This window comes from Streptomyces sp. NBC_01334, assembly GCF_035983595.1.
In the GTDB taxonomy this organism is placed as follows: domain Bacteria; phylum Actinomycetota; class Actinomycetes; order Streptomycetales; family Streptomycetaceae; genus Streptomyces; species Streptomyces coriariae.
Genome location: NZ_CP130718.1, coordinates 9,760,396 through 9,784,210, shown reverse-complemented (window position 1 = coordinate 9,784,210; position 23,815 = coordinate 9,760,396). Strand labels below are relative to the sequence as shown.

Annotated in this window: 18 protein-coding genes and 4 pseudogenes; 12 read left to right on the top strand and 10 right to left on the bottom strand. The window is 69.6% G+C overall.

The window, feature by feature from the left end; genetic code table 11:
* Nucleotides 1-205 precede the first annotated feature (205 nt).
* Complete coding sequence (locus OG736_RS43245; protein ID WP_327187360.1) at nt 206-1,732, bottom strand: glycosyltransferase family 39 protein; 1,527 nt, start codon at nt 1,730-1,732, stop codon at nt 206-208.
* Nucleotides 1,733-1,860: 128 nt separating this feature from the next.
* Here OG736_RS43245 and OG736_RS43240 point away from each other — a divergent pair, with 128 nt between their 5' ends.
* The 4 genes and pseudogenes from OG736_RS43240 to OG736_RS43225 all read left to right on the top strand — a co-directional run.
* Nucleotides 1,861-2,541 carry a response regulator transcription factor gene (locus tag OG736_RS43240; RefSeq protein ID WP_327187359.1) on the top strand — a complete coding sequence of 227 codons (681 nt, stop codon included), beginning with the start codon at nt 1,861-1,863 and terminating at the stop codon, nt 2,539-2,541.
* Nucleotides 2,528-3,997 carry a sensor histidine kinase gene (locus OG736_RS43235; RefSeq protein ID WP_327187358.1) on the top strand — a complete coding sequence of 490 codons (1,470 nt, stop codon included), beginning with the start codon at nt 2,528-2,530 and terminating at the stop codon, nt 3,995-3,997. Before OG736_RS43240 ends, OG736_RS43235 begins: the two co-directional genes overlap by 14 nt.
* A gap of 1,049 nt (nt 3,998-5,046) precedes the next feature.
* A complete protein-coding gene (locus OG736_RS43230) occupies nt 5,047-5,367 on the top strand; it encodes a hypothetical protein (RefSeq protein ID WP_327187357.1) in 321 nt (106 codons plus the stop codon).
* 83 nt (nt 5,368-5,450) lie between these two features.
* A pseudogene (locus tag OG736_RS43225) lies at nt 5,451-5,582 on the top strand (IS630 family transposase); the annotation flags it as partial.
* 72 nt (nt 5,583-5,654) lie between these two features.
* On the opposite strand, the gene OG736_RS43220 reads toward OG736_RS43225, so the two are convergent.
* Complete coding sequence (locus tag OG736_RS43220) at nt 5,655-6,698, bottom strand: GlxA family transcriptional regulator (protein WP_383241701.1); 1,044 nt, start codon at nt 6,696-6,698, stop codon at nt 5,655-5,657.
* Between the two features lie 130 nt (nt 6,699-6,828).
* Here OG736_RS43220 and OG736_RS43215 point away from each other — a divergent pair, with 130 nt between their 5' ends.
* The 3 genes from OG736_RS43215 to OG736_RS43205 all read left to right on the top strand — a co-directional run bounded on the left by OG736_RS43215 (nt 6,829) and on the right by OG736_RS43205 (nt 9,889).
* Complete coding sequence (locus tag OG736_RS43215) at nt 6,829-7,755, top strand: NADP-dependent oxidoreductase (protein WP_327187356.1); 927 nt, start codon at nt 6,829-6,831, stop codon at nt 7,753-7,755.
* A gap of 487 nt (nt 7,756-8,242) precedes the next feature.
* Nucleotides 8,243-9,238, top strand: a complete 996-nt coding sequence (locus OG736_RS43210; RefSeq protein ID WP_327187869.1) for an NADP-dependent oxidoreductase — start codon at nt 8,243-8,245, stop codon at nt 9,236-9,238.
* 48 nt (nt 9,239-9,286) lie between these two features.
* The gene (locus tag OG736_RS43205; protein WP_327187355.1) at nt 9,287-9,889 is read left to right on the top strand and encodes a TetR/AcrR family transcriptional regulator; all 603 of its coding nucleotides are present in this window, start codon (nt 9,287-9,289) and stop codon (nt 9,887-9,889) included.
* Between the two features lie 455 nt (nt 9,890-10,344).
* On the opposite strand, the gene OG736_RS43200 is transcribed toward OG736_RS43205, so the two are convergent.
* Together OG736_RS43200 and uppS are read right to left on the bottom strand one after the other, a co-directional pair.
* Nucleotides 10,345-11,814, bottom strand: coding sequence for an oxygenase MpaB family protein (locus OG736_RS43200; protein WP_327187354.1), 1,470 nt, complete (start codon nt 11,812-11,814; stop codon nt 10,345-10,347).
* Nucleotides 11,811-12,530, bottom strand: a complete 720-nt coding sequence (gene uppS, locus OG736_RS43195) for a polyprenyl diphosphate synthase (RefSeq protein WP_327187868.1) — start codon at nt 12,528-12,530, stop codon at nt 11,811-11,813. Before uppS ends, OG736_RS43200 begins: the two co-directional genes overlap by 4 nt.
* A gap of 374 nt (nt 12,531-12,904) precedes the next feature.
* Here uppS and tpg point away from each other — a divergent pair.
* The 4 genes and pseudogenes from tpg to OG736_RS43175 all read left to right on the top strand — a co-directional run.
* A pseudogene (gene tpg / locus OG736_RS43190) lies at nt 12,905-13,121 on the top strand (telomere-protecting terminal protein Tpg); the annotation flags it as partial.
* Nucleotides 13,122-13,562: 441 nt separating this feature from the next.
* Nucleotides 13,563-13,988 (top strand): hypothetical protein, encoded by a 426-nt coding sequence (locus OG736_RS43185; RefSeq protein WP_327187353.1) that lies wholly within the window; start codon nt 13,563-13,565, stop codon nt 13,986-13,988.
* 176 nt (nt 13,989-14,164) lie between these two features.
* Nucleotides 14,165-14,689, top strand: coding sequence for a hypothetical protein (locus OG736_RS43180; protein WP_327187893.1), 525 nt, complete (start codon nt 14,165-14,167; stop codon nt 14,687-14,689).
* Nucleotides 14,690-14,910: 221 nt separating this feature from the next.
* Complete coding sequence (locus tag OG736_RS43175) at nt 14,911-15,672, top strand: isocitrate lyase/PEP mutase family protein (RefSeq protein WP_327187352.1); 762 nt, start codon at nt 14,911-14,913, stop codon at nt 15,670-15,672.
* A 366-nt stretch (nt 15,673-16,038) separates the two neighbouring features.
* Here the strand turns inward: OG736_RS43175 and OG736_RS43170 are convergent, their stop codons facing one another.
* The 4 genes from OG736_RS43170 to OG736_RS43155 all read right to left on the bottom strand — a co-directional run bounded on the left by OG736_RS43170 (nt 16,039) and on the right by OG736_RS43155 (nt 22,194).
* The gene (locus tag OG736_RS43170; protein WP_327187351.1) at nt 16,039-16,572 is read right to left on the bottom strand and encodes a hypothetical protein; all 534 of its coding nucleotides are present in this window, start codon (nt 16,570-16,572) and stop codon (nt 16,039-16,041) included.
* A 398-nt stretch (nt 16,573-16,970) separates the two neighbouring features.
* Nucleotides 16,971-17,972, bottom strand: coding sequence for a LuxR C-terminal-related transcriptional regulator (locus OG736_RS43165; RefSeq protein WP_327187350.1), 1,002 nt, complete (start codon nt 17,970-17,972; stop codon nt 16,971-16,973).
* A gap of 124 nt (nt 17,973-18,096) precedes the next feature.
* Entirely contained in the window at nt 18,097-21,774 is a 3,678-nt protein-coding gene (locus tag OG736_RS43160; RefSeq protein WP_327187349.1) for a S8 family peptidase, read from the bottom strand.
* A gap of 165 nt (nt 21,775-21,939) precedes the next feature.
* Complete coding sequence (locus OG736_RS43155; protein WP_327187348.1) at nt 21,940-22,194, bottom strand: hypothetical protein; 255 nt, start codon at nt 22,192-22,194, stop codon at nt 21,940-21,942.
* Between OG736_RS43155 and OG736_RS43150 the strand changes: the two are divergent.
* Nucleotides 22,106-22,321: pseudogene (locus OG736_RS43150) on the top strand (alpha-galactosidase); the annotation flags it as partial. The gene OG736_RS43155 and the pseudogene OG736_RS43150 sit on opposite strands and share 89 nt — an antisense overlap.
* Nucleotides 22,322-22,427: 106 nt before the next feature.
* Here OG736_RS43150 and OG736_RS43145 read toward each other — a convergent pair.
* Both OG736_RS43145 and OG736_RS43140 read right to left on the bottom strand, forming a co-directional pair.
* Nucleotides 22,428-22,630: pseudogene (locus OG736_RS43145) on the bottom strand (IS256 family transposase); the annotation flags it as partial.
* 354 nt (nt 22,631-22,984) lie between these two features.
* A complete protein-coding gene (locus OG736_RS43140) occupies nt 22,985-23,227 on the bottom strand; it encodes a DUF6411 family protein (RefSeq protein WP_142268381.1) in 243 nt (80 codons plus the stop codon).
* Nucleotides 23,228-23,815 lie beyond the last annotated feature (588 nt).

Genomic DNA, 23,815 nt, shown 5'->3' with positions numbered 1-23,815 from the left:
CTGCCAGCGACCAGCACGAGCATCCCGATGCCCACGCACACCAGCCCTGTGACCAGCAACTTCAGCTTGCGCACCTCCCAGTTGGGCAGCGGCGGAGAACAGCCGCAGCCTCCCACGGCAGCAGCGATCGGCAAGCCGAGGTCTATGGCTTCCGGGTCGGGACAGCGTGACGGCGGTGGTGCTGGCCGGCCGGCACCAGTCGCGGTCACCTCATCACCCCACCGCTCTCTCTCGGGCTGTTGGACCCAGGACCGGCCTTCCGAGACGGGTCGTGGTCTCGGACATAGACGGTGACTCGCGCCCCGTTGACGTGGGTTGTTCCGTACGCGCGGAAGTGGCGCCGCAGGGTGCTTGTTTTCGCTTCCTCCTGCGGGTTGGTCGAGTGCGTACCCGCCGCGCGGACCACGACGATCCGGTCGAATTCCAGCATGCGTGCCGCAATTTCCTGGGCGGGAAACTCGACACCTGCAAGTGTGTTCGACGAAACGGGGTCCTGTGCCAGGGCGAGATCTGTCAGGAAACGGGTGTCCTCGGGGTTGGCCGCAGTCAAGATCCGGTGCTGGCCGGAGAGATAGAGCAGCCCGTCGCCGGGACGGCCTTCCTTGCGTACGGTGGCGCCGATGGCGGTGACGTCATTGCTCCGGCTCTGGGGCGTCCTCAGCGAAAGGCTCGGCTGGACGAGCGCGGCCAGTACGGCAACCGCCGCGATCCACACGTAGCGGGAAGACCGCTGCCGCCGGAGGAAGTAATCCATCCAGGCACCCAGCAGCAAGGCGACTCCGATATTGCTGTAGAGCACATACCGGTCGACGAAAAGGGGCTTGACCAGTGAGGCGATCAGCAGCAGAAGGCCCGGAAGCGCAAGAATCGGCACAGCCAGCGCGGAAAGCCGCACAGGCCCCCTCACCCTCAGGGGCGCCAGGGCACACGCCACGCCCACGACCGCCACCACCAGGAAATAACCAGGCCGCACCGGTCCGCCGATCCAGGACACCTGCTCCGACTGCCCCGCACTGCAGATTGCCAGCGGCAACAGCCCGGCCACAACGCCCGCGGCAGCCAGACTCCACGCCCTCAGCACCGGTCGTGGAACACGGGACACGACCAGTGTGACGCCGTGTGCAACCAGGGCGAGGACCGCGAACTCATGGAGCAGACAGGCCAGCAGCATGGTGGAGCCATAGACCGCCCACCGCCACCGGGCGCGATGCGGGACGCTGACCACGAGCGCATAGGTGGCCCAAGTGAGCAGGGCACAGACCATGGCATACGAGCGGCCTTCCTGCGCGTACTTCTGTACCTGGGGAAGGAGCGGAAACACCAGCCCGGCCACCAGCCCGGCACGGGGTCCCGCCAGGCGTAGCGCCAGAAGCCCGACTCCGCTCGCCGCCACGGACATCGCCAGCACGGACGGCAGCCGCAACGTCAGCAGCCCTCCGCCGAAGAGACCGAAGATCTCGTGCATCACGGCGTAGTAGAGGGCATGAACCAGATCAACATGCTGGGCGGTGAGCCATATCTGCGAAAGATCGCGGTGCGCGAGCTGATAGGTGACGGACTCGTCCCCCCACATGGTGTTCTTCCTGCGGATACCCCAGAGCCCCAGAGCGATGGTCAGTGCCAAGGGCGCGAGGACGACAACGGCCTTGGCCGGGCCCGGTGTTTGTCGACGGGCGGGCACAGGAGGGGAAACCGTCTGGGCCGCGACGGGGACACGTTCATCAACGGACATCGGCGACAGGGCCTTTCAGCAGTGGCGAAGAATCTCCGCCAGCGTGCCCGGACCTCGTTGACCGGAGGCTGACCCAACCTGACCAGCCGATCAGGAAGGCGGGCCGGCGCTGTGCGAGGCTGCACCGCATGCGCATCCTGGTGGTCGAAGACGAGGTGGACCTTGCCCACACCCTGCACACCGGTCTGACCGCCGAGGGCTACAGCGTCGACCTCGCCCATGACGGCCGACAGGGACTGTGGATGGCCCGGACCGGCGAATACGCCCTTGTCGTACTGGACTTGATGCTGCCCGGACTCAACGGCTACAAAGTCTGCGCCCAGTTGCGCCGGGAGGGCAACGCGACCCCCATCCTGGTACTCACCGCCAAGGACGGGGAGTGGGATCAGGCAGAGGCCCTGGACACGGGGGCCGACGACTACCTGGCCAAACCCTTCTCCTACGTGGTGCTCGTCGCACGGCTGCGAGCGCTGGTCAGACGGGCCGCCACGGTCGCCCCGCCCGTCCTTGCTGTGGGCGACCTCTCGTTGGATGTCGCCGGCCGGGTCTGCCGCCGGGCCGGGGCCCGGGTGGAACTCACGCCCAGGGAGTTCGCCGTGCTGGAGCTGCTGGCCCGCCGGGCGGGTCAGGCGGTCTCCAAATCGGATCTGCTCTATCACGCGTGGCCCGAGGAAGCCCTGGATCCCAACCTGGTGGAGGCACGCGTCAGCGCACTGCGCAAGAAGGTGGACTCCGCGTTCGGCCGACGGTCCCTGCAGACCGTACGGGGTACCGGTTACCGGCTGGTGGACGACCGTGAACGCGACTGAGCCGCGGCGCCGTTGGTGGCCGCGTTCGGTACGGGCCCGCGCGGCCTTGGCCGCTGCCTCGGCCGCCGCCGTCATCCTGGTCGGCATCGGCTGGTGGCTGCACCACGACGTCTACCGCCAGAGCACGCAGATCGCCGAAGACCAAGCCAAGGAACAACTCTGGTCTCTCTGCGACAAGTTGCAACAGGGTGTCATTCCTGACTCCATAAGCACTGTGCCGTACGAGGTCGTCGCGACCGGTCGGCGCACCGCTGTCGCCTACGGCGGAGGCATGGACGACTTCACTCCCGGCACCCACCACGTGATGCCCGCCCCGCCGAAAGCCTTGAGGGCCGAGCTCATTACTACCGTTCGCCTGCCTGCGAACCCCGACTACGACCCCCATGACAAATCCTCTGTGGCCGGCGGGACCAATCAGGTCATCACGGCCAATATCCCGGCCGATGTTCTGGGCGATGACAAAGCCGCTGCTCTGGGCGTCACCGCCGACGCCAACCTGCGGGTATATGTGGTGGTGCTCCCGCACACAGCCGAGGCAATCACCGAGACCACCGACCTCCTGCTGCTGCGGGCCGGGCTCGTGAGCCTCGTACTGATCGCCGCCGCCGCCTACTTCGCCGTCCGAATCGCGCTGCGGCCGGTCGAAGCCATCCGCGTCCTCACCGCCTCGGTCACCGCGAGCGACCCCCGCGAACGCGTCACCGTCCCCGCCACGGGACACGAGATCACCGCCCTGGCCACCACCATCAACAGCACCCTCCAGCGCCTCGACGACGCCGCCGCCCAGCAACGCCGCTTCGTCGCGGACGCCGCCCACGAACTACGCAGCCCCCTCACCACACTGCTGGCCAGCCTGGAAGTCGCGCTCGCCTACCCGGAACGCACCGACTGGCCCGCCGCGGCCACCACCGCCGCACGACAGACCCGCCGCCTCCAGGCCCTCGCCGAAGACCTGCTGCTCCTGGCCCGCCTCGACACCCGCACCCTCATAGCCGGCCCCGAAACCGTCGACCTGACAGCCCTCGCCTCCCGGCTGACCGAGCAATACCCCCTCACCGAACGGCCGTTGACCCTCACCTGCGACAGCACCGCCCCCGCACACGCACGCGGAAACCCGGACGAATACGAACGACTGCTGCGCAACCTCATCGACAACGCCGCCCGCCACGCCGCACACCGCATCCAGATCACCATCCGAAACCAGGACGCCTGGGTCGTCCTCACGGTGCACGACGACGGACCGGGCGTGCCCACCGAGGACGCCGAGCGCATCTTCGAACGCTTCGTCCGGCTCGACGACGCCCGCTCCCGCGACCACGGCGGCACCGGCCTGGGCCTCGCCATCGCCCGCGACCTGGCCCACCGTCACCGAGGCACCCTCACCCTCACCCCCCGGCCCCTCGGAGCATGCTTCCAGCTACGCCTTCCCCGAGCCTCCACCCCGGCCGAGGAATGACGCGCTTCACCGCGGCAGCCCTTCGGAACCGGAAGACCACCAGATGACCACGCCCAAGAAGCTCCCGCCCGCGAAGAAGCAGGTCAACCAGCTGATCGCCGCAGAACGAGCCGTCTGCGAACACGCCTTCGCACACCTGAAGAACTAATCCCTTTTCAAGGGCAACCCGGCTCGTCCGCGCGCTGATGGTCGTCAACTGGCACGAGATCGCCCGCTGACCGACGCTCTTCACCGCAGACAACCGCCGCCGACCAGCACGAGCATGACCTCACCCACCCATGCCACCCCCGTGACCTGCACGTTCAAGATGAACACAACTCCATCATGATTTCCACGGTGGAGAAGTGTGTACCAGCACCCGCCTGGCTGCACCTCGATAACGCGGCGTCATGGCGCGCAGTGAAGCACGTGGTGGTCGGGGAACGATGCGGCGATGATGCGCGGGTGTTCTACGAACCCCAAGCCGTCCGAGCGACTTGAGACCTGCTTGCCCTCCGCCCGAGCCCATGGTCGGCTACGGCCATGGGGGGACGAGAATTCCGGGCAACTGGCACTCATCCGTCGCTGGCTCGCGGGCGAAACCGTCAACAACACCGTCGGCATCGAGATCGTCAGCGGCCCCTTCCACGGACGGACCAGAACCGTCCAGCTAGACCAGGCAGGACTGCCGCCTGCAGGCTTTAGAGGCCGTCCCGGTCGAGCACCAGGACCCTGGAGCCCCGCCGCCAGATACACCTACCTGGCAGTTCGAGCCCCACACTTCTGCAGGCTGGATCTACGAATACGCAGGCGTGGACACCACCTCGGAAGACTGACGCCCCCGAGCCTCCACCAGCCCGCCGAGACGTGCCCGAACCCCTAGCGACAGCCCCGGTATGTCGGCGCAGCGAGTACGTCGACGCGGTATCAGAGGGTGAGGCTGGTGGGCCCATGGGTGCTGCAGAACGCACAATCACAGCTGGTCAGGGAGTTCGCCTGGCAATGAAGGGGTCGGACATCCAGCCGGGCTCCATCGAAGGGCCCGCCGAGGGCAGTCTCGACCGGCCGGCATGGGACAGCTGATCCGGTTCCTCACCCTGCACAGCCCCCAGGGAGCTGACACCGCTTGCCTGGCGTACTACAACCCGATCATCACGCGCGACTTCGAAAAGGGGCACGTCCGCTCCGGCCGCCTGGGTGACGCCCAGTCCCTCTTCGACCACCCGGACATCCTGTCCACCCCGTCCAACCTGTGGGCCGCGAACCGCTCCTGGGTCATCTGCACCGACTACGACCTACGGGCCACCAAAGTCTGCGGCCCCCGCCCGCTTGTTGAAGCGCTGCTCGCGGACCTCGAGATCGAAGCCGTCCGCCTGCCCTGGAGCAGCTAGTGCTGTGACCGCATAGGTTCGCCGGGTCGGCGGTCGTGGCGGTTGCATGTGAGGTGACAACCGATCCGACCGCTGGAGGCGCGGTGGCCGAGCCCGTCCGTGTGCGCAGACTGACCGACCACGAGGGGCAGAAGCTGCAGCAGATCGTGCGCCGGGGCAGCACGAGTTCGGTGCGCTACCGGCGGGCGATGATGCTGCTGGCCTCCGCCGGAGGGGGCACCGGCAGCGGATGATCAGGCGTATCCCGGCCGGCCCGCGGAGCGGGTACGTGCGGCGCTGATGTGTCCTCAGACGCCCGCTTCCACCAGGTCGTCGGTATGGAAGGTGCGGCGGTAGGAGGCGGGTGAGACACCGAAGGCGGTGCGCATGTGGGCGCGCAGGGAGTTGGCGGAGCCGAAGCCACAGCGGTGGGCGACCAGGTCGATGGACAGGTCGGTGGTCTCCAGCAACTGCTTGGCCAGTTCCAGGCGTTGCGCGGTGAGCCACTGCACGGGGGTCATGCCGACCTCGTCGCGGAAGCGGCGGGTGAAGGAGCGCAGGCTCATCCGGGCGTGTTCGGCCAGGCGGTTCAGGGAGAGGGGTTCGCCGAGGTGTTCCAGGGCCCAGGCGCGGGTGGCGGTGGTGGTGGCGACGGTGGGTTCGGGCACCGGCCGGTCGATGTACTGGGCCTGGCCGCCGTCCCGCCAGGGCGGGACGACGCACGCGCGGGCGGCGCGGTTGGCGGCGGCGGCGCCGTGGTCGCGGCGGATCATGTGCAGGCACAGGTCGATGCCGGCGGCGACGCCCGCGGAGGTCAGGACGTCGCCGTCGTCGACGAAGAGGACCTCCTCGTCGACCTTGACGCGGGGGTAGGCGCGGCGGAACTCGGGGGCGAGGTTCCAGTGGGTGGTGGCGGGCCGGCCGTCGAGGAGGCCCGCGGCGGCCAGGACGTAGGAGCCGGTGCAGATGGACACCAGGCGGGTGCCGGGCCGGATGCCGGCGATGGCCGCGGTGACCTCGGGCGGCAGCGGGCCGCCGCGGCCCAGCTCGGGCATGGCGTGCGTGGGCGGGACGATCACGGTGTCCGCGGCGGCCAGGGCCTCGGGACCGGCCGCGGGCTGCACGGTGAACCCGGCGTCGCTGAGGACCGGGGCGCCGTCGGCGGTGCAGACGGTGACCTCGTACAGCGGGCGTGAGCCGGCGTCCAGGACGCTGCCGAAGACGCGGGAGGGGATGCCGAGTTCGAAGGGCGGGACGCCGGGCAGGGCGAGGACGGCGATGCGGTGCCGCCCGGCCGCGTCGGCGCTCGGGTCGGGGCGGGGGTCGGTGCACGGCCACTGCATCTCGCTCATGGCCAGATCCTGTCACATAGTGGCCTGACGGCCAACACCATGGTGGGGGCGGGTGCCGGATCGTGGACTGCGTCGCGCCGGGAAGGGCCCGGGCGGCCGGTATCAAGACGGCAAGAGTGAGGCGGACAGCATGCGTGCGGTGGTCGTGGAGCAGTGGGGCGGACCGGAGGTGCTTGTGGAGCGTGAGGTCGCCCGGCCCGAGCCGGGACTGAACGAGGTCCTGGTGCGGGTCCACGCGGCCGGTGTGAACCCGGTGGACTTCAAGACCCGGGCCAGCGGGGCCCTGATCGAGTGGGGCAAGGTCCCGGCGGTCGGCTGGGACGTCTCCGGCACCGTGGAGGCCGTCGGACCGGGCGTTGGGATGTTCCGCCCCGGGGACGAGGTGTACGGCATGCCGCTGTTCCCGCGGCAGGCGGGCGCCTACGCCGAGTACGTCGTCGCCCCGGCCCGCCACCTCGCGCCCAAGCCGGCGAACCTCACCCACGTGCAGGCGGCGGCGCTGCCGCTGGCCGCGCTGACCGCCTGGCAGGCCCTGGTGGACACCGCCGGGGTGCGCGCCGGTGAGCGGGTGCTGGTGCACGCGGCGGCCGGCGGGGTCGGCCACCTGGCCGTGCAGATCGCCAAGGCCCGCGGCGCGTACGTCATCGGCACGGCCAGCGCCGGCAAGCACGACCTGCTGCGGCAGCTGGGCGCGGACGAGGTGATCGACTACCGCACGGTCCGCTTCGAGGACGCCGTCGGGGACGTGGACGTGGTGCTGGACGGGCTCGGCGGCCAGAACGCCGAGCGGTCCCTGACGGTGCTGCGCCCGGGCGGCCGGCTGATCACCCTGCCCGGCCCCGACGACGTCCCCGCAGACGTCCCCGGCCACGTGCGGGCGGTGTGGATGCTGGTCGAGCCCGACCACCTGGGTCTGCGCGAGATCGCCGCCCTGGCCGAGCGGGGCGCGCTCACGCCCGTGGTCGAGACCGTCGTCCCGCTGGCCGAGGCCGCGAAGGCGCACGAGATCGGCGAGCAGGGCCGCACCACCGGGAAGATCGTCCTGAGCGTCGCCTGACGCCGGCCGCCCCGGCCGGGTCGGCTGCGGGCAGGTGGAGCGGGACTGGAACCCCGGGACCGACCGGTCCCAGGGTTCCGGGCGCGGCCGAACGGGACGGGGCGGACCTGCGGGCACGGCCGGACAGGACGGAACTGCGGCTCGGGGCTTCGGAGGGGGCGGGGCTGCGGCTCGCGGGGTGCTTCGGTGACGGCCGGGGCGGCGGCTCGCACGGGGGCCGGAGGCAGGGCTGCGGCTCGCGCCGGAGGGGTGTCTTCGGTGGTGGCCGGGGCCTGCTGCCGCCAGCGGGTGCTCGCGGCCGGTATGTGGCACCGGGGAGGGCGCGTTGCGGACCCAGGACGCCCTCGGTTGGGAATAATTCTGAGCAGACTCATAATTGAGTAAACTCGGGTTGAGTGAGTGAGGCGAGGCCCCATGCCACGCCGAATTGGCCGATCTGGCCTCACGCCTGGATAAACAGGATGAAGACAAAAAGGAGAGGCGCCTCATGCGAGCGTTCGTCATCACCAAGTACAAGGAGCCGCTGCAGGAGGCGGACGTCCCCGAGCCCACCGTGGGGGAGCACGACGTGCTCGTCCGGGTGGAGGCCGCCGGACTCAATCAGCTGGATGAGAAGATCCGCGCCGGTGAGTTGAAGCAGATCCTGCCCTACAAGCTGCCGCTGATCCTGGGCAACGACGTCGCGGGCACTGTCATCAGCGTCGGGGCGGCGGTTCGCGGCTTCAAGCCCGGAGACGAGGTCTACGCCCGGCCCGACCAGGACCGCATCGGCACGTTCGCCGAGCGCATCGCCGTCGCGGAGGGCGACCTGGCGCTCAAGCCCGCCTCGATCAGCATGAATGAGGCCGGCTCACTGCCGCTGGTGGCGCTCACGGCGTGGCAGGCGCTGGTGGAGCGCGGGAAGGTGCGGCCCGGGCAGAAGGTCCTCATCCACGCAGGCGCCGGCGGGGTCGGTTCAATCGCGATCCAGCTCGCCGCGCACCTCGGCGCGAGCGTCGCCACGACCGCCGGCGCTTCCAACGCGGACTTCGTGCGCGCGCTCGGCGCGGACACGGTGATCGATTACCGCACCCAGGACTTCGAGCAGCTCCTGACCGGCTACGACCTGGTGCTGGACAGCCTCGGTGGGGAGACTCTCGAGAAGTCCCTGCGGGTGCTCAAGCCCGGCGGCAAAGCCATCGAGATCGCCGGTCCCCCGGAGCCCACTTTCGCGCGCGAGGCCGGCCTCAACCCGCTGCTGCGCCTGGGGGTCGCCGCCCTGAGCCGCAAGATCCGCAAGCAGGCGAAGAAGCTCGGCGTGACGTATGAGTTCATGCTCATGCGCGCCAGCGGCGACCAGCTCCGCCAGATCACCACCCTCATCGACGAGGGCGTGGTGCGTCCGGTCGTGGGAAAGGTGGTCGGCTTCGACCAGACCCCGCAGGCGCTGCAGTCCCTGTCCCAGGGCGGCATCCGCGGCAAGGCCGTCATCGGCCACAGCTGACCCGCCGCAACCGCGACGGGCGACACAGAACGCACGAGGACACCACCCATGTCTGTCACCTCCCAGTCGGTCGGACGGCGCGAGCGGAACAAGCAGGAGAAGTTCGACCGCATTGTCGCCGCCGCCACTGAGCTGTTCGCCGAACACGGCATCGATGAGGTCACGACCCAGCAGATCGCCGACAAGGCCGACATCGGCACCGGGACCCTGTTCCTCTACGCCAAGACCAAGGGCGAACTCCTCCTGCTCGTGCAGAACGCCAAGTACGTCGAAGCACTTGAGCAGGGCCGGGCGGACGCCGAGACCGTCCCCGGCGTGCTGGACGCGGTGCTGGCGATCGTCCGGCCGATCGTCGAGTGCAACCGCATCCAGATCGACAACGGACGCACCTACCTGCGAGAGATGGTCTTCGGCGACCCCGAGGAGCCCCGGCACGGCGCGGCACTGGCCATCGTCGCGCAGACCGAGGAGGCCGTCGCCGCCGTGCTGCGCCGAGACGAGCGGGTCGCAGAGGGCGACGCCGCGACGCTGGCACACATCGTGTCCGCCGTGATGTTCCTCAGCATGGCGGCGAGCGTGAACATCGCCTTGAGCGTCGAGGAGATCGTGCAGGACATCCGCAGGCAGGTCGACGTCCTGCTGCCTCGCTGAAGCGCGGCCCAGCCTCAGGCCCAGGTGACCATCCGGGCAGTCCTCGGCTGCGGCATGGCCCGAATCCCCAAATGACAGGTCATCCGGCCGTTGCTGCCCATGCCGGCATGACTGGACGGGTGGGGCGGCCGGCCGGAGGGCTACCGCCACCGCGTGCTGCTGGGATTCCGGAGATTGCCTGCCTACGTGGCGTCGAGTCCCACTCCCACAGTCCCTGTCCGCAGGAGTCCGGGTCGAGGCCCGTGTGGTGCGGTCAGGGCTTTGTGGGTCGACTAGTGACGTGCCGGGCGCCGCGACACGATGAACCATTTCCGGGCACGACACTAGCCACCCCGGCCACCCCCGAGTTCCCGAGGGAGTGGCCCGCTCCGAACCCCGACTGTCGGCGCGCGTTCGGCCGCCGTGTTCCGCGGGCGGAGTGCCGGTACCCAGTGACGGCACGCCCCAAGGATTTGCTAGGCGTCGGCGAGGAGGGGGTCATACGGGGTGTTCGTGCGACGGCCTGCCATGAAGGAAAGGAAGTCGCCCACGAAGGCGCTGCGGCCGTAGGTGCCGTCGGTGATGGTGAGGTCGCGATGGAAGGCGGTGCGGAAGAGCGCCCGGTGCTCGTCCGCGTCGATGGTCCCACTGCCGTCCTTGTCGGTGGCGTCGAAGAGCACCTCAGCGACGCGGATGAGCGCGGGACCGGCGAGGGAGGGGACGGCGGCAGCGTACTCGTCGGCGCTGACGCGGCCGTCGCCGTCCGTGTCGAGGGTGGCCTGGAGTTCGCGCCACCAGGCGGCGAAGGCGTCGTAGAGGCGGGTCTCCTCAGGTTCGTCCAGGTCGAGGCGGGTGGCCAGTTCGCGTGCCATGGCGGCGAGGTCAGGCCAGTCAAGGTGGCCGTCGCCGGTCTGGTCCAGCACCTGACGGAAGAACTCCTCCGCCGAGCGCCGGCCTTCTCCCGCGACCCGCGAGGCGGCCGGGACCGGGTCGGGGCCGGTCTCATCACTCAGTGGTGTGAGGAGGCGGAGCAGGGCCGAGGCCCGCTTCATGCGGGCACGCAGCGCGGCCACGGTCCTGGCGCGGGGGTCATCGCTGTCGGGTGAGTGGGAGAGAGTCTCGATGACGGTTTCGGCGTCGATCCAGCCCTCGGGCAGGAATCGGGTGAGCCCGGCGGCCAGGTAGGCGCCCTGCATGAGGGTCGGCGCGCCAGGCATCTCGGGCAGGCCGGCCCTGCGCCGGTAGGGCTCGGGGAGCGAGGCGACGGTGATCGCGCCGAGAAGCGGACCGACGACGGCCCGGCCCGCCGCCCACAGTGTCGGCGCGCCGGCGAGCAGCGCGGGGGCGGGCAGGTGGTCGAAGAGCCGGTAGAGGATGACGCGGGCCGCCTCGGTGTTCTCCAGCTCCTCCTCGACGACCCTGTCGAAGTACCGCCAGAAGTCGTTCAGGTCGTCGGGGAGTTCTCCGGCGTCACCGTCGAGCGCTGCGAGGAACGCGCGGTACTCGGCGTACATGCGCTCCATGGTGTCCTGGTCGAGCGGCTGGCCGCTCAGTCGGCACATGGTGACAGCGCTCTCGAAGAGGGCGGCGACCACCCAGGCGCGGGTCGCGCGGTCCATGGCGTCGTAAACGCGGCCGCGGGCGTCGGAGCCGCTCATGCGGGCGTGCAGCCTGTTGAGGCGGGCGGCCTCCCGTTCGCGTACCGCCGGATCGGCGTCGAACATGCGCCGCATGCTGAGGAAGGTGTTGCGCAGTCGGCGCCAGGGGTGGGCGACGAAGGTGGAGTTGTCGGCGAGGGCGGCACCGATCTGCGGGTGGGCGGCCTCCAGTACGGTGGCGCGGATCATGGCCAGCGCCCAGCGCGGGTCGTCGAAGAAGGCGCGGAACTGCGACTCCGGCCCGAACAGAGGTACATCGTCGGCCGTTGTGGTGGTTCCAGTCGTCATGACGGGTCTCCGTTCGTCTGGGGCGGCACGCCGCCGAAGCGGCGGTCACGGCGCCGGTAGGTGTGCAGACAGGCAAGGAAGTCCGGGGCCCGGAAGTCCGGCCAGAGCGCCTCGGGAAAGACCCACTCGGCGTAGGCGACCTGCCAGAGCATGAAGTTCGAGATGCGCTGCTCGCCGGAGGTGCGGATGACGAGGTCCACGTCGGGGGTGTCGGGGAACGGCAGATGGTCCGCGAAGAGCCGCTCGGTCACCTCCTCGGCGGGCGTCCCGCTTCGGATCAGCGACCTGGCGGCCTCCACGATGTCCCGGCGTCCGCCGTGGTCGAAGGCGACGGTCAGCGTCATCCCACGGCTGTCGGCGGTCAGCGTCGCCAGATCCTCGAAATCCTGAGCCAGCTCACGTGGGATGCGCGGGTCCGCAGCCCCGAGGAAGCGGCAGCGGATGCCGCGAGCGAGCAGCAGCGGCGCGTGCTTGCGCACAACCCGGCGGACCAGACGCATCAGGTAGTCGACCTCGGAACCAGGACGGTTCCAGTTCTCGGTGGAGAAGGCGTACAAGCTGAGCCACTCGACGCCGGCCGCCCTGGCCGCCTCGATGATGTCGATGACGGTGGTCTCCGCAGCCCGATGTCCCGCCGTCCGGGGAAGGGAGCGCCGCTGAGCCCAACGGCCGTTGCCGTCCATCACACAGGCCACGTGCCGCGGCACCCCACGCAACGGCCCGTCGACTCGCCACTGCTCACCGCTGTCCTGTCGCCCACCCGGCCGGTCCCCCGTCGCCGCGCCTGCTCGCTGGACGCCCTGGTCCCTCACATCCAGCCCCGTCCCACCCGCAGCGGCACGGTCGGCCCTACCGCGCTCGGTCACGCCCACCCCGTATCACCCATACGCGCGCCCCCACCGGGGCGTCCCTCTCCAGGAGTCTGGCGTGAAGGGAAGGGTCCTGACCGGCCAAACGAGGGCCCGTCACCCCTGACTCATCTGCACGATTCCCTTCGGCATCGGCTCCCGACCCCGGACTCGTCTGCGCGGACGACGGCCCGGAGTTCACCGCTCTGCAGGAACAGGCCCGGGAGACGCTCGGCGGGCAGCGCTGGCAGCCCCAGGTCCGCAAACGCCGGCAGAAGCAGGCCGCCACCACGCGCGGCATACTGTGGAGACACGGGCCCGGTTCGGCTGCACCGCGCCGATCGGCGCCACCGACGACGGACCCTTCCGCCGGCTCACCGTCCACCTCCCCCGGCCTACGCCCAGCGCCTCTTCGACGCCCGCGAGGCCGGAGCCAGCGACCAGGAGATGCGCGGCGTCACCTGCTTCCTCGCCTCCCAGCAGATCCGACGCCTCCATTCCTTCCGCACCGTCACCCTCGACGAACTCCTCCACCAGCAACGCACCCACACCGCGTGGCCCCCCTCCCCCGCGTACTCTCGGCGGGCCTTGCGCTGTTTCGGGACCACGGCGGCCCCGGGGGTGCCGTTGAGGGGGAGACAGATGTCGAGGAGTCGGCGGTGGACCCCGGGCACAGCGGTGACGCGCCCGGATCGCAGCGCTTCGAAAGCGTTCACCATCGGCGAGTCCGCGATGCCGCAAGCAGGACCCGCGGCGTAGCAGGCTCGGCAGTCAACTGTGCGTCACGGCCCTACCAGCCGGAGGGCGGCACCACAACCCGGCAGCTGCCAGAAGGCAGCCGACCGTGCGCGCCGTAGGGTCCCGGACTGACAGAGCCCTTCGGGAACAGGGAGATTTCAGGTGCGAACTCGTATGACGGGCCGCCTTCTTGGAGGTCTGCTCGCGGCCGGCCTGGTGATGGGTACGGCAGGCGTGGGGCATGCCGCAACAGCGGATTCCGGCACAGCGGCGGCCGCTTCGGTTCAGACATCCGCAACGGCGGCCAAAGCCGCCACGTACCCCAAGGTGTACCTCAACACGGTGGTCGATCAATGGACGCACTGGGCCCCGGACTACTACGACTCCACTCACGCGGGGTGGCTGTACGCGGGATCGAACTACTTCTACTGCATCAAGGAAGGCGTCTACTACTCCGACAATGGGCGCCGGAGCCGCTTCTGGCTGCTCACGGACGACGACAGCGGCAACCGCAACGTCTACGTCAGCGAGGTCTACCTCGACCAGTGGGGCTGGGACAACGTCTACAGCCTGCTCGACTACTGCTGACGCGTCGCGGCTCCCGGTCACCCGCGGTCCCCGAAGCCCGGCGCTCCCACCCACGCCGGCCGACGCCGCATCTGCGGACCGGCCTGACGACGGGATCGTGCTCGCGGTTCCTGCTACCTCGGGCCGTGAGGTCCAGTACGCGCACCGGCTCACCTGCCCACCGACACGGTGCAGCGGTGGCCGTGACCGCCCCGTCGGGGCGGTCACGGGTGGCCTGGGATGCGGAGTGGCCGTGCGCGGCGTGCTTTGTCTGCGGCGGCCTCGGTGACGAATCTGTCGTCGAGGCCGCCGCCGTGGGCGGCAGCGCCGAAGAGGGGGTCGAGCGGATCGCCTTCGCTCCCGAGGACAAGACAGGCCGCGGCCACCGGTCCCCGGGAAAGCTCCACGAGCCGGGCCAAAACCGTGGTCTCGGACGGCAGTTCGGCCGGGTCGAGGCCGAGCGCCCGGGCAGCGCGGTCGCGTCGGCGGTCGAGGTCTGGCAGGTCCTGCCGGTACTCGTCGGCGGCCGCCCGGAGTTCTTCGGCCGTCCGAGCGGCAACGTCCCCCCACCACGGCGCCACGAGACACATCGGCAGGAACGGCCGGCCCGCGCTCCCCGGGATCGACTGCGCGACGGTCTTCCAGCCTCGCTCACGCTCTGCCAGCCAGCCAGCCAGCCAAGGCGGAGGGTGATCATTCCTTCCGCGCAGGAACAGCTCTGATCTCGATCTCCTGGGAGCTCGCGGGTACGTGGGCCGTACACGTCGAGGGCGCCGCCTCGCTGGAACCCGCCGACCCGATCATCGAGGAGTGGCACGGCAGCTCGGCGAAGCCACTGGTGAGACCGCCCTCAGTCAGAAAGGAACCAGGCTGCAACTTTCCGTCACTGGGCGGCGCCCCTCCGCCACGTTATTTGTGGCAATCGAGGTGTAGCGTCCTTGACATGGACTTTCGCACCACTGTTGAGCGCGCTCAACGACTCAAGCAGCTGCACGCCGAGTACAAGCCGCTCGTGCTGCCGACCGTCTGGGACGTCTGGTCCGCGCGGACGGCAGCCGCCGTCGGGTTCCCCGCGCTGACAGTCGGCAGTCATCCGCTCGCCGACTCCCGGGGAGCCGACGACCACGAGGGGCAGACCTTCGAGGAAGTACTCACCGCAGTCAGGCCTATCATCGCGGCGGTCGACGTCCCCGTGTCCGTGGACCTGGAGGCCGGATACGGACAGAAGCCCGCGGATCTCGTCGCCGGGCTCATCGAGGTCGGCGGCGCCGGTCTCAACATCGAGGACACCGTCCACTCGGACGGCGGCCGTGTGCGCAGCACACAGGAGCACGCGAGCTACATCGCCGGCCTGCGTGCGGCGGCTGACGACGCCGGAGTTCCGGTCTGGGTGAACGGGCGCACCGACCTCTTCCTGCACGCGAAGGACGCTTCCGGCGTCCTCGAGGAGGCTATCGAGCGACTGCGAGCCATGGAGCAGGCCGGCGCCGACAGCGTCTACCCGGTGGGCATTCAGGACGACGACGACCTGCTCTCGGCGGTGACTGGCGCCGTCGCCGTTCCCGTGAACTCCACGGCCCATCCCGTCAGGCACGATCTTGAACGCTTCCGCCGCCTGGGCGTCGGCCGGATCACCTACGGCCCGCTGCTGCAGTTCGCGATGACGGATGCGATGAAGAACATGCTCGGGCCGTGGACGCCCTGAGGAGCTGATCGAGCGACGGGGCCTGCCGTCGGTGTCCTTCACTTCACGGCGGTAGTGACGCGTGTGCTTGTCGAACTCGGCTGCGCCGACCGGGGCTTCCTCGGGCGGGACACAGAAGCGCGAGCCAGACGGGCCACCCCAGGCGCGACGGCGGGGCCCGGTGGCTGGCTTGCTGCCGGCCGCGCCGGTGTCTGCGGTGGTTGATCGCGGCACGGCTGCTGGAGGCATTCAAGGAACGGGGCCGGACGGAGGCAGGGCAGGCACACGGCGGGCGCCGCTCGTAGCCCGCACCGCCCGCAGCCCGCGTCACCCGCGACCCACGTCGCTCCCGCTCGCCGGGTCCCGTACGGGGCCCGGCCCGTGCGGTCAGACGTCCTTCGTCCAGCGCGAGAACCCTCGGAGGATGGCTCGCCTGCTCCATCGCAGGCCGAAGTGGAATCGGAGCTGGGGCAACACCTTGCCCTGATGCAGCCCCTGCCTTTTCCAGAACGAGTAGTGGACGTCATCGGGATCCCCGAAGAACTGCCAGAACGTGCGTGAGGCGTCGTACCGGCCGATGAACCGCGCCATCTCCTCGGCCTGGGTCATCCTGTCCAGCCAGAAGATCACGAGCGTCGTGCCCTCGTACCCGGCATTCCACTCACCGACCGCACGCACCGCCGGCAACGGCCGCCCGTACCAGGGCGTGTCCCCGACGCCGAGCCGTTCCTCCACCTTGCTGGCGGGGCCGTGATCCTCGAAAAGCCCCCGTCCCATGTTCGGCCTGACCGCCCAGTCACCGATCCACTCGGACAGCGAACTCCGCTCCAGCCGCGTCCGGATCACCTCGGTGCCGGCGTCCGACCGATCCGGCTCCCTCGACTCCTCCGGTTCCTTCGATTCACCGTATGAGGAATACATCCACGCCTTGCCCCGGATGAAACTGATCCGCAATCTGCAGGGCTCTTTCCGCGTACCAGGCGATCGAACATTTCCTGTCCGGCTCGAAATACCAATTCCAACTGGTCGGGACTACAAGCACAACGTGCACATCATCAGAAGGCATGCGGGCACGCTACTGTAGCGCGGCTGCAATCAGCTGGGTCAGGTCCCGTACGGGCGGATACCGACAGGGGACAGTCGGCTTCGGCCTGGTCGGGGATGGCGAGAGCGTGGTGAGTTGCCCACGCGTCACGACCGTCTTCATACCGACTCCGCCTTCCGGACGGATCCGGATCGGCAAGATTGATCGCGACGTCACACAGGCCCTGGCGGCCTTCCCGCGCGCGGCCGGTCCAGCCGGGACGGGGCCTGTACCGCTACACCCAGCCCCGTTGCGAAGCCCGCATCCCCAGCTGGAATCTGCTCGCCGCACCCAGCCGCTCCTGCAGCTCGCTCACCCGCCGCCGCAGGGTCCGCAGACTCACTCCCAGATGGCGAGCCACCGCCTCGTCCTTCATTCCGGCCGCCAGCAGCCGGGTCAACGTCCTCTCGCTCTCGGAGAGCCCACCGTCGTCGACCGCCTGCCCCAGCGGCGCAGCCTGCCGCCAGGCCAGTTCGAAGAGCTTCTGCAGGGCCTCGGTCACCGCCGAGTGCCACACCACGACGGCACAGTAGCCGCCGGCCGCGGAGGCGGTCAGCGGCAGCAGCGCCCGGCATCCGTCGACCACCAGCAGCTTGAGAGGCACGGACGGCAACACCCGAGCCTGCTCGCCGAGTTCGACCATCCTGAAGGCGCGGGACAGGACCTTCGGATCCTCCAGGCCGGTCGCCGAGTAGATCCCACGAGAGACGATCCCGCGGCTGAGCAGATCGGCCTGGAGGTCCACCTGCGGACCGGCCGGGGCGAGATACGGCGGTGTGTCGAAAAGGCACACCTCGTGCTCCGCGCGCGCGTACATCTCCTCCAGGCGTGCCGCGATGGCGCCCTCGCCGGAGGCCACCTCGACCAGCCGGGACGGTTCCTCGCGCAGCAGCCCCGCCTCGTACGCGGTCGCCATCTCCTCGGCGTTGGCGGCCAGCAGCTCGGACTCCGTCTCGCGCCGCCTGATGAGCGCGCGGATCGCCACCCGGGGGTCGACGGCCCGTAACCCGCCCATGGAGTCCGGTGGTTGCAGCAGTCCGAGCGTGAGCAGACGGTTGCAGGCCTCACGGACCCGGGCCGGGGAGGCGCCGGTCAGCAACGCCCAGCCGGCCGCGCCGGCGTCGGGTTGGTTGAGGATGGCCTGGTACAGCAGCTCGTCGAACGCGGAGACCCCCACCGCGGCCCAGGGGCTCGCGGCGGGGGTCTGCCCTGCCGTGTCGTACGCCGTGTTCACCATGGCTCGGCACGGTAGACGATCTTTGTTAAGGCTGTTTGTATCGCCCTGAGGAGCGGTTCATTTCAGGCCGTGCACTTCAGGCCACCCCTCCGGCGCGTCTGCTCAGGCCGACTCCGTCCGGCCGCTACTTCAGACCGAACGCCCGCAGCACGGTCTGATCGACCCCGTTGCCGTCCTTGTCGGCGGCCCGCACGCGCAGCGACACGAACTCGGCGCCCTTCGGATGCTTGAGCTCCAGCTCGCCGTGTTTCACCTTCACCGCCTTCCAGGACGTGCCGTCGTCGTAGGAGACCCATGCCTTCAGGTCACCGGCCGTGACGCTGCCCGACTGATTTCGTACGGAGAGTCCGAGCTCCGACTTGTGCTTGCGGTCGACGCGGTTGAGGAGGTCGAGCCCGTTCACGCCGTAGTCGACCGAGAGCAGCGGCAGTGCCGTCCGCTGGTCCGTGTGTGCCGAGGCGAAGGACCATTCGGTGTGGGTGCCGGTGGAGTACGCGGCCCAGCCGGCCGTGCGCCGTGCGTCGAGCACGAGGCGGTACGAGGCCTTCGCCGCCGGGACGTCGAAGGTGCCGAGTCCGCCGAATTTGGTCTCGCCGACCAGCTGTCCGTCCGTGTACAGCTTGCCCTTCGCGGTGTCCTGGACGTTGTCCACCGATCCGAAGTGACCCGGCGTCGATTCGCTCAACTCCGCTATTGCGAAGGTGAGTTTGTCGCCGGTGCGCTGAGAGAGGCCGTACTGCTCACTGGTCGCCGGGCGCACGACCTGGCGCAGCCAGTCCTCGGAGGGCACCTTGCCCGCCTTGTCGAAGGTCCGCACCGAACCCCACTGGGGCTTGGTCGCGTTCGCGTCGGGATAGACGGCGTGCCAGATCCGGCTGTCGGAGACGTTGTAGTACTCGGTGCGCTCCATGCCGAGTTGTACGTTGTTGCTGGTCTCGATGTCGGCGCTCTGCCAGGGACGGTACCGGTACACGGAGTCCTTGCCGATCCGGCCGGCCCGGTCCCCGTGGTAGCGAACCGTCTGCTTCACCGTGTTGGAGCTGTTCAGGTTGTACGTCTGGTCGGCCGAGACGGCGCCCGGCTGCGGGAACATCACGCTGTACACATACGGGCTGACCGCGGTGCCCGTCAGCCTCAGCCTGACCTTCTTCCCGCTCTTGAGCAGGGCGCCGAGCTTCGCGCCGTCCTCGCCGGTCGCGGTCATCAGCGGGATGGACGCGCTCTTCACCCAGGAGATCCAGTAGCCGGGCGTCTCGTGGTAGGCGAGGACGTAGCCGGCCCCGGCCGCGGTCGCGTTGGCCAGCGCCTCGTCCGCCGTCTTTCCGGCGCCCACCCGGACGACCGCCACCTTGCCCTTGACGTCGAGCCCGTCGAAGTCGGCCGTGGTGCCGCTGCCCGCGTCCACCGCCCGGACCGTGCGGTCACCGCTGATCCTCACCGGGAAACCGGTGGACGTCTGCGCATAGTCGAGGGGCAGCGCGTACTTCTCGGGGCTGGTGACGCTCGCCGTCAGCTCCTTGGCGTACAGACGGAACTTCGAGGAGAACTCGAACATGCCCTGGGTGACCTTCTCGGTGGGCGCCACGTAGACGTGGTCGGTCCACCAGCCCTGGCTGTAGGTCAGCCCCCACGAGCTGCCCGGGCCCTCCCGGTGCCAGCTGGTGCTGAAGCCCTGGAACTCGGAGTCCTCCTTGGTCTTCGGCTTGATCTCGACCGCCTTGCGGGCGTCGAGGACGACCTCGGTGTTCTTGTCGACCTTGACCTCCGGATCGCCGACGACCGAGGTGCTGACCTCCAGTCCGGCCGCGTCCCGCTGCGAGATCCACGACGCCATGTTGTACGTACCGGCCGGCACCTTGAACGTGTAGCCGCTCCCGAGGAACCCGTGCGTGTCCGGATACGCGCCGTTCAGTTCCGAAAGCATGAAGATCGACGCCGAGGTGGACGGCTTGCCGTCCCGGCCCACCAGCGACACCTTCAGATCGTAGGTCTTCGCCAGCTTCTCGAAGCCGATGGCGGTGGTGACCTGGACGCCGTCGGCGCTCGCGGTGATATGGCCCGTGTACCGGCCCGTCGCCTCCTCTGCGGGGTCGACCGTCACCCCGACGGTGGCGGTGCCCTGCGCTGGGACGGTCACGGTGTCCGCGTTCAGGGCGGCAGCGGGAAGGGATGAGGCAACCTTCAACTCCACCGCCTTGTCGGTGGTGTTGGTGTAGGTGACGTCCTTGTTGTCGACTTCAGCGCCGGCCTCCTCGTACTTGCCGAAGCTCAGGGTCGGTGTCGCGAAGACGCCCTGGTTGACGGCCCGCACGGCGTCCACCCGGCCGTCGCCCTGCTCGAACACGGAGTTGACGATGTTCGCCTTCGCGGTGGTCGCCAGCGCCTGCTTGATCTGCTGTCCCGTCCAGTCCGGGTGGGCCTGCGCGACCAGCGCGGCGGCGCCCGAGACATGCGGGGTCGCCATCGACGTACCGCTCGACGTCGTGTAGTAGTCGTCGACCGGCGTGCCCATGGTGGTGCCGGCCGCGCGGGCCGCGGTGATGGCCGCACCCGGTGCGGTGATCTCCGGCTTGACCGTGTAGTCGCCGATTCGGGGACCCCGGCTGGAGAACGAGGCCAGCTTGTCGGACTTGTCGACCGCGCCGACCGTCAGCGCCGAGTCGGCGATGCCCGGAGTGCCGACGGTCTGCTCGGACGGGCCGGAGTTGCCCGCCGCGATCACGAAGAGGGTGCCGGTGGACGCAGACAGCTCGTCGACGGTCTCGCTCAGCACGTCCGAGGGGCCGGACGCGTCACCGCCCAACGACATCGACACGATCTTCGCGCCTGAGCGCGCCGCCCACTCCATGCCCGCGATGATCCAGGAGTCCTGGCCGCGGCCGTCGTTGCCCAGCACCTTGCCGACCAGCAGCTCTGCGCCCGGCGCCACACCCTTGCGCCTCCCGTCCGAGGCCGCGCCCGAGCCGACGATCGTGGACGCCACATGGGTGCCGTGACCGTGGCCGTCCTGCACCGCCTGGCCCGGCACGAAGCTCGTCGACTCGGCGATCTTCCCGGCGAGATCCGGATGACCGGCGTCCACGCCCGTGTCCAGGACGGCGACCTTGACGCCCTTGCCGTCGTAGCCCGACTTCCACACCTCGGGCGCGCCGATCTGCGGCACGCTGACGTCGAGGGACGCCTCGACCTTGCCGTCGAGCCAGATCTTGTCGATCCCCTCGCCGAGCTGCCGTGCGGCCTTCGTGGTCGGTTCGGTGCCGAGCGCGGGGGCGATGTCCGTCCAGAAGGCGGTCGACTTCTCCGCGCTGAGCGAGGCGCCGTCGATCGTGGGCAACTTGAGTATCCGGCGAGCGCCGTCGGGGGTCGCGTTGCCCTTCGTGTACGTCGCGATCACTGGGGTGTCGCCGGTCTTCGCGTCGGCGTACCCCTGCTTCACCAGCTGGGTGATGTTGAAGAGGACCGGGTCGAGACGGCCCGCGTTCACGAGCGGGATCGCGTCCGACGGGAGGACACTGACCTCACCGTCCTTCTCGCTGGACAGGAAGGTGGCGGCCTCGCGGCCCTTGCCGCGCTGGACGTCGATGGCGTACTTGCCGTCCGGTCCGGCGCTGAGGGACACGGTGTCACCGGTGATGAGGGTGACGGTCTGCGTACTCGTCGCACCGGTCCCGGCGCCGCTCCGAACGGGCGTTGATTCCGGCGCGGTGACCTGCGATCCGGAACCGGCCGCGGCGGGCGTGATCGCGCCCGTGAGCAGTCCGGCCGCTCCTGCCACGGCCCAGAAGGCGTGGTGTCTTCGCATGGGTGACGTCCTCCCCTGAACACTGACGACGCTTCCGGCCTGGTGAGCGGAAGCCAGTGATCAGAGTGAGCGCTGCGCGGAAAGCGCATCAAGGGAATCCTGTGGCCGAGGAGTGCCAATGCCCCCTTCGGTCAGGGTGATTGGCGGTCTCCGTAGACCTTGCCGTCACGCTCTGGCGCTCGCCCGCAGGGCGGGCGGCTCCTGGGCATGACGCGTTCTCGCTCTCACCCTGCTCGGCCTGACGGCCCTGGCCGGCCACGAGACGTCGGCACCGCTGTCCGCCGAGCCGGCCGCGGTCAGCACCACGCAGGTCTCCGTCGCCCTGCCGTCGATGGGCTGGGCGTCCTGGAACAACTTCGCCGGCAGCATCGAATCCGACGTCATCAGGCAGCAGACCGGCGCCCTGGTCTCCTCCGGCATGGCGGCAGCCGGCTACCAGTACGTCGACCTCGACGACGGCTGGTGGCAGGGCGACCGCAACGCCGACGGCTCCATCGCCGTCGACACGGACCTGTGGCCGAGCGGCATGCAGGCCCTCGCCGACTACATCCGCAGCAAGGGCCTCAAGGCTGGCATCTACACCGACGCCGGCAGGCAGGGATGCGGCTACTGCTGCCCCACCACCCGTCCTGCCGCACCCAACACCGGTGGGTCGACTCCCGCAGCCCCTCCGGCAGCGCGATCAGCTCCTTGGAGCCGTCGTGCGCACGCCCATCAGCACCAGGACACAGGAGCAAGCCTGGCCCAGGCGGACCTTGGGGTGCACGCCGTCGTTGTCGGATTGCGACAGGTCGCGCAGGTAGGGCAGCGGCAGCACCTCGGAGACCTTCGGCGACTTGCACCACGGTGGCAGGAGCCGTACGCCCGGGCGCTACGTACGCCCCGAGGCGGGCGGCTGACCATCCGTTCGAGCTGCTGTCCGAGCAGACCAAGGGCCGGGGCATCCCGTCGTCTACCGCTACAGCGAGGGCCTGGACCCGTCGCTCATTCCCTTGGTGTGCTGAGAGCTGGTCTCCCTACAGGGGCGGACGTTTCCAGTACGCCTGCCCCAGACCGCAGTGGCAAGACACGACCAGCGCGGTAAGAAGATCACACCCAAAGGACGAAGCGGCGCGCCAACCCCAACGGGGCCGCGCGCCGCCGACATGTCATGCCGGCAGTCATCTCCGGGCTCTCACCTGCTGCGGTCGGAACACGCAGCCACTGATGGTCAGAACGGCAGGCGTCGACGCGCCCGGCGGCCGGCGGAACCGCTGCGGCCCACGGCCCGCGAACTGGATTGGAAGGGCTTGCTCAGTAGGCGCCCCAGCGGACCGGGGGCCTTGGAGCCTGCCTGGGACCCCAGGCCCAGGGTGCGCTGGGCGCCGTTCTGGGGGTGCCGGCTCAGTCGCGGGACGACGAAAGCGAGTATCGCGAGGACTACACAGAAGGCGATCACGCCGACGATCATCATGGGGAAACTCCTGGGCGGTCTGGACGGTTCACTGCCACAACACGGACATTGCTTTCTTGATGCCGACCGACTGCCCGTTACGGAGCGGGATACGCCAGGGAAGGCACAGCCATGGCGCCCCCGCGAGCCCAGAGCGCGATGCCGACGGTCCGCGTCCGACTGGTGCCCGACCTGGCCACCATCGTCGCCGGGGGGCAACGACCTGCTCCGGCCGCGGTACAGCGCCGCAGAGGTGGTCGGGCACCTGGAAGAGATGTCGCCGCGCTCACGGATGCCGGGACCCACGTGGTGACATTTGTCTGGCACCCGCAGGAAGGACGAACTACGACTTTGCCCGGCGCTGTCGCCCTCGTCGCCGACGGTATGCCGGGACGTCCCGGCCGGTGCCGATGCAAGGGCCAGACGGAACAGGACCGCTACGTCGAGCGCGTGCACAGCCGGGCCGCCTGGTGCTGGCCGGCCTCGGGCTGGAGTGGACGGCCACGCCCGCATCCTCGCCCGCGTCAGTCCGGTCGTCAGACCTGCCTTCGACGGCCCTGGGGCACGGCCGCGCACGGACACGGACGGCGACCGGCTGACCGATCGACC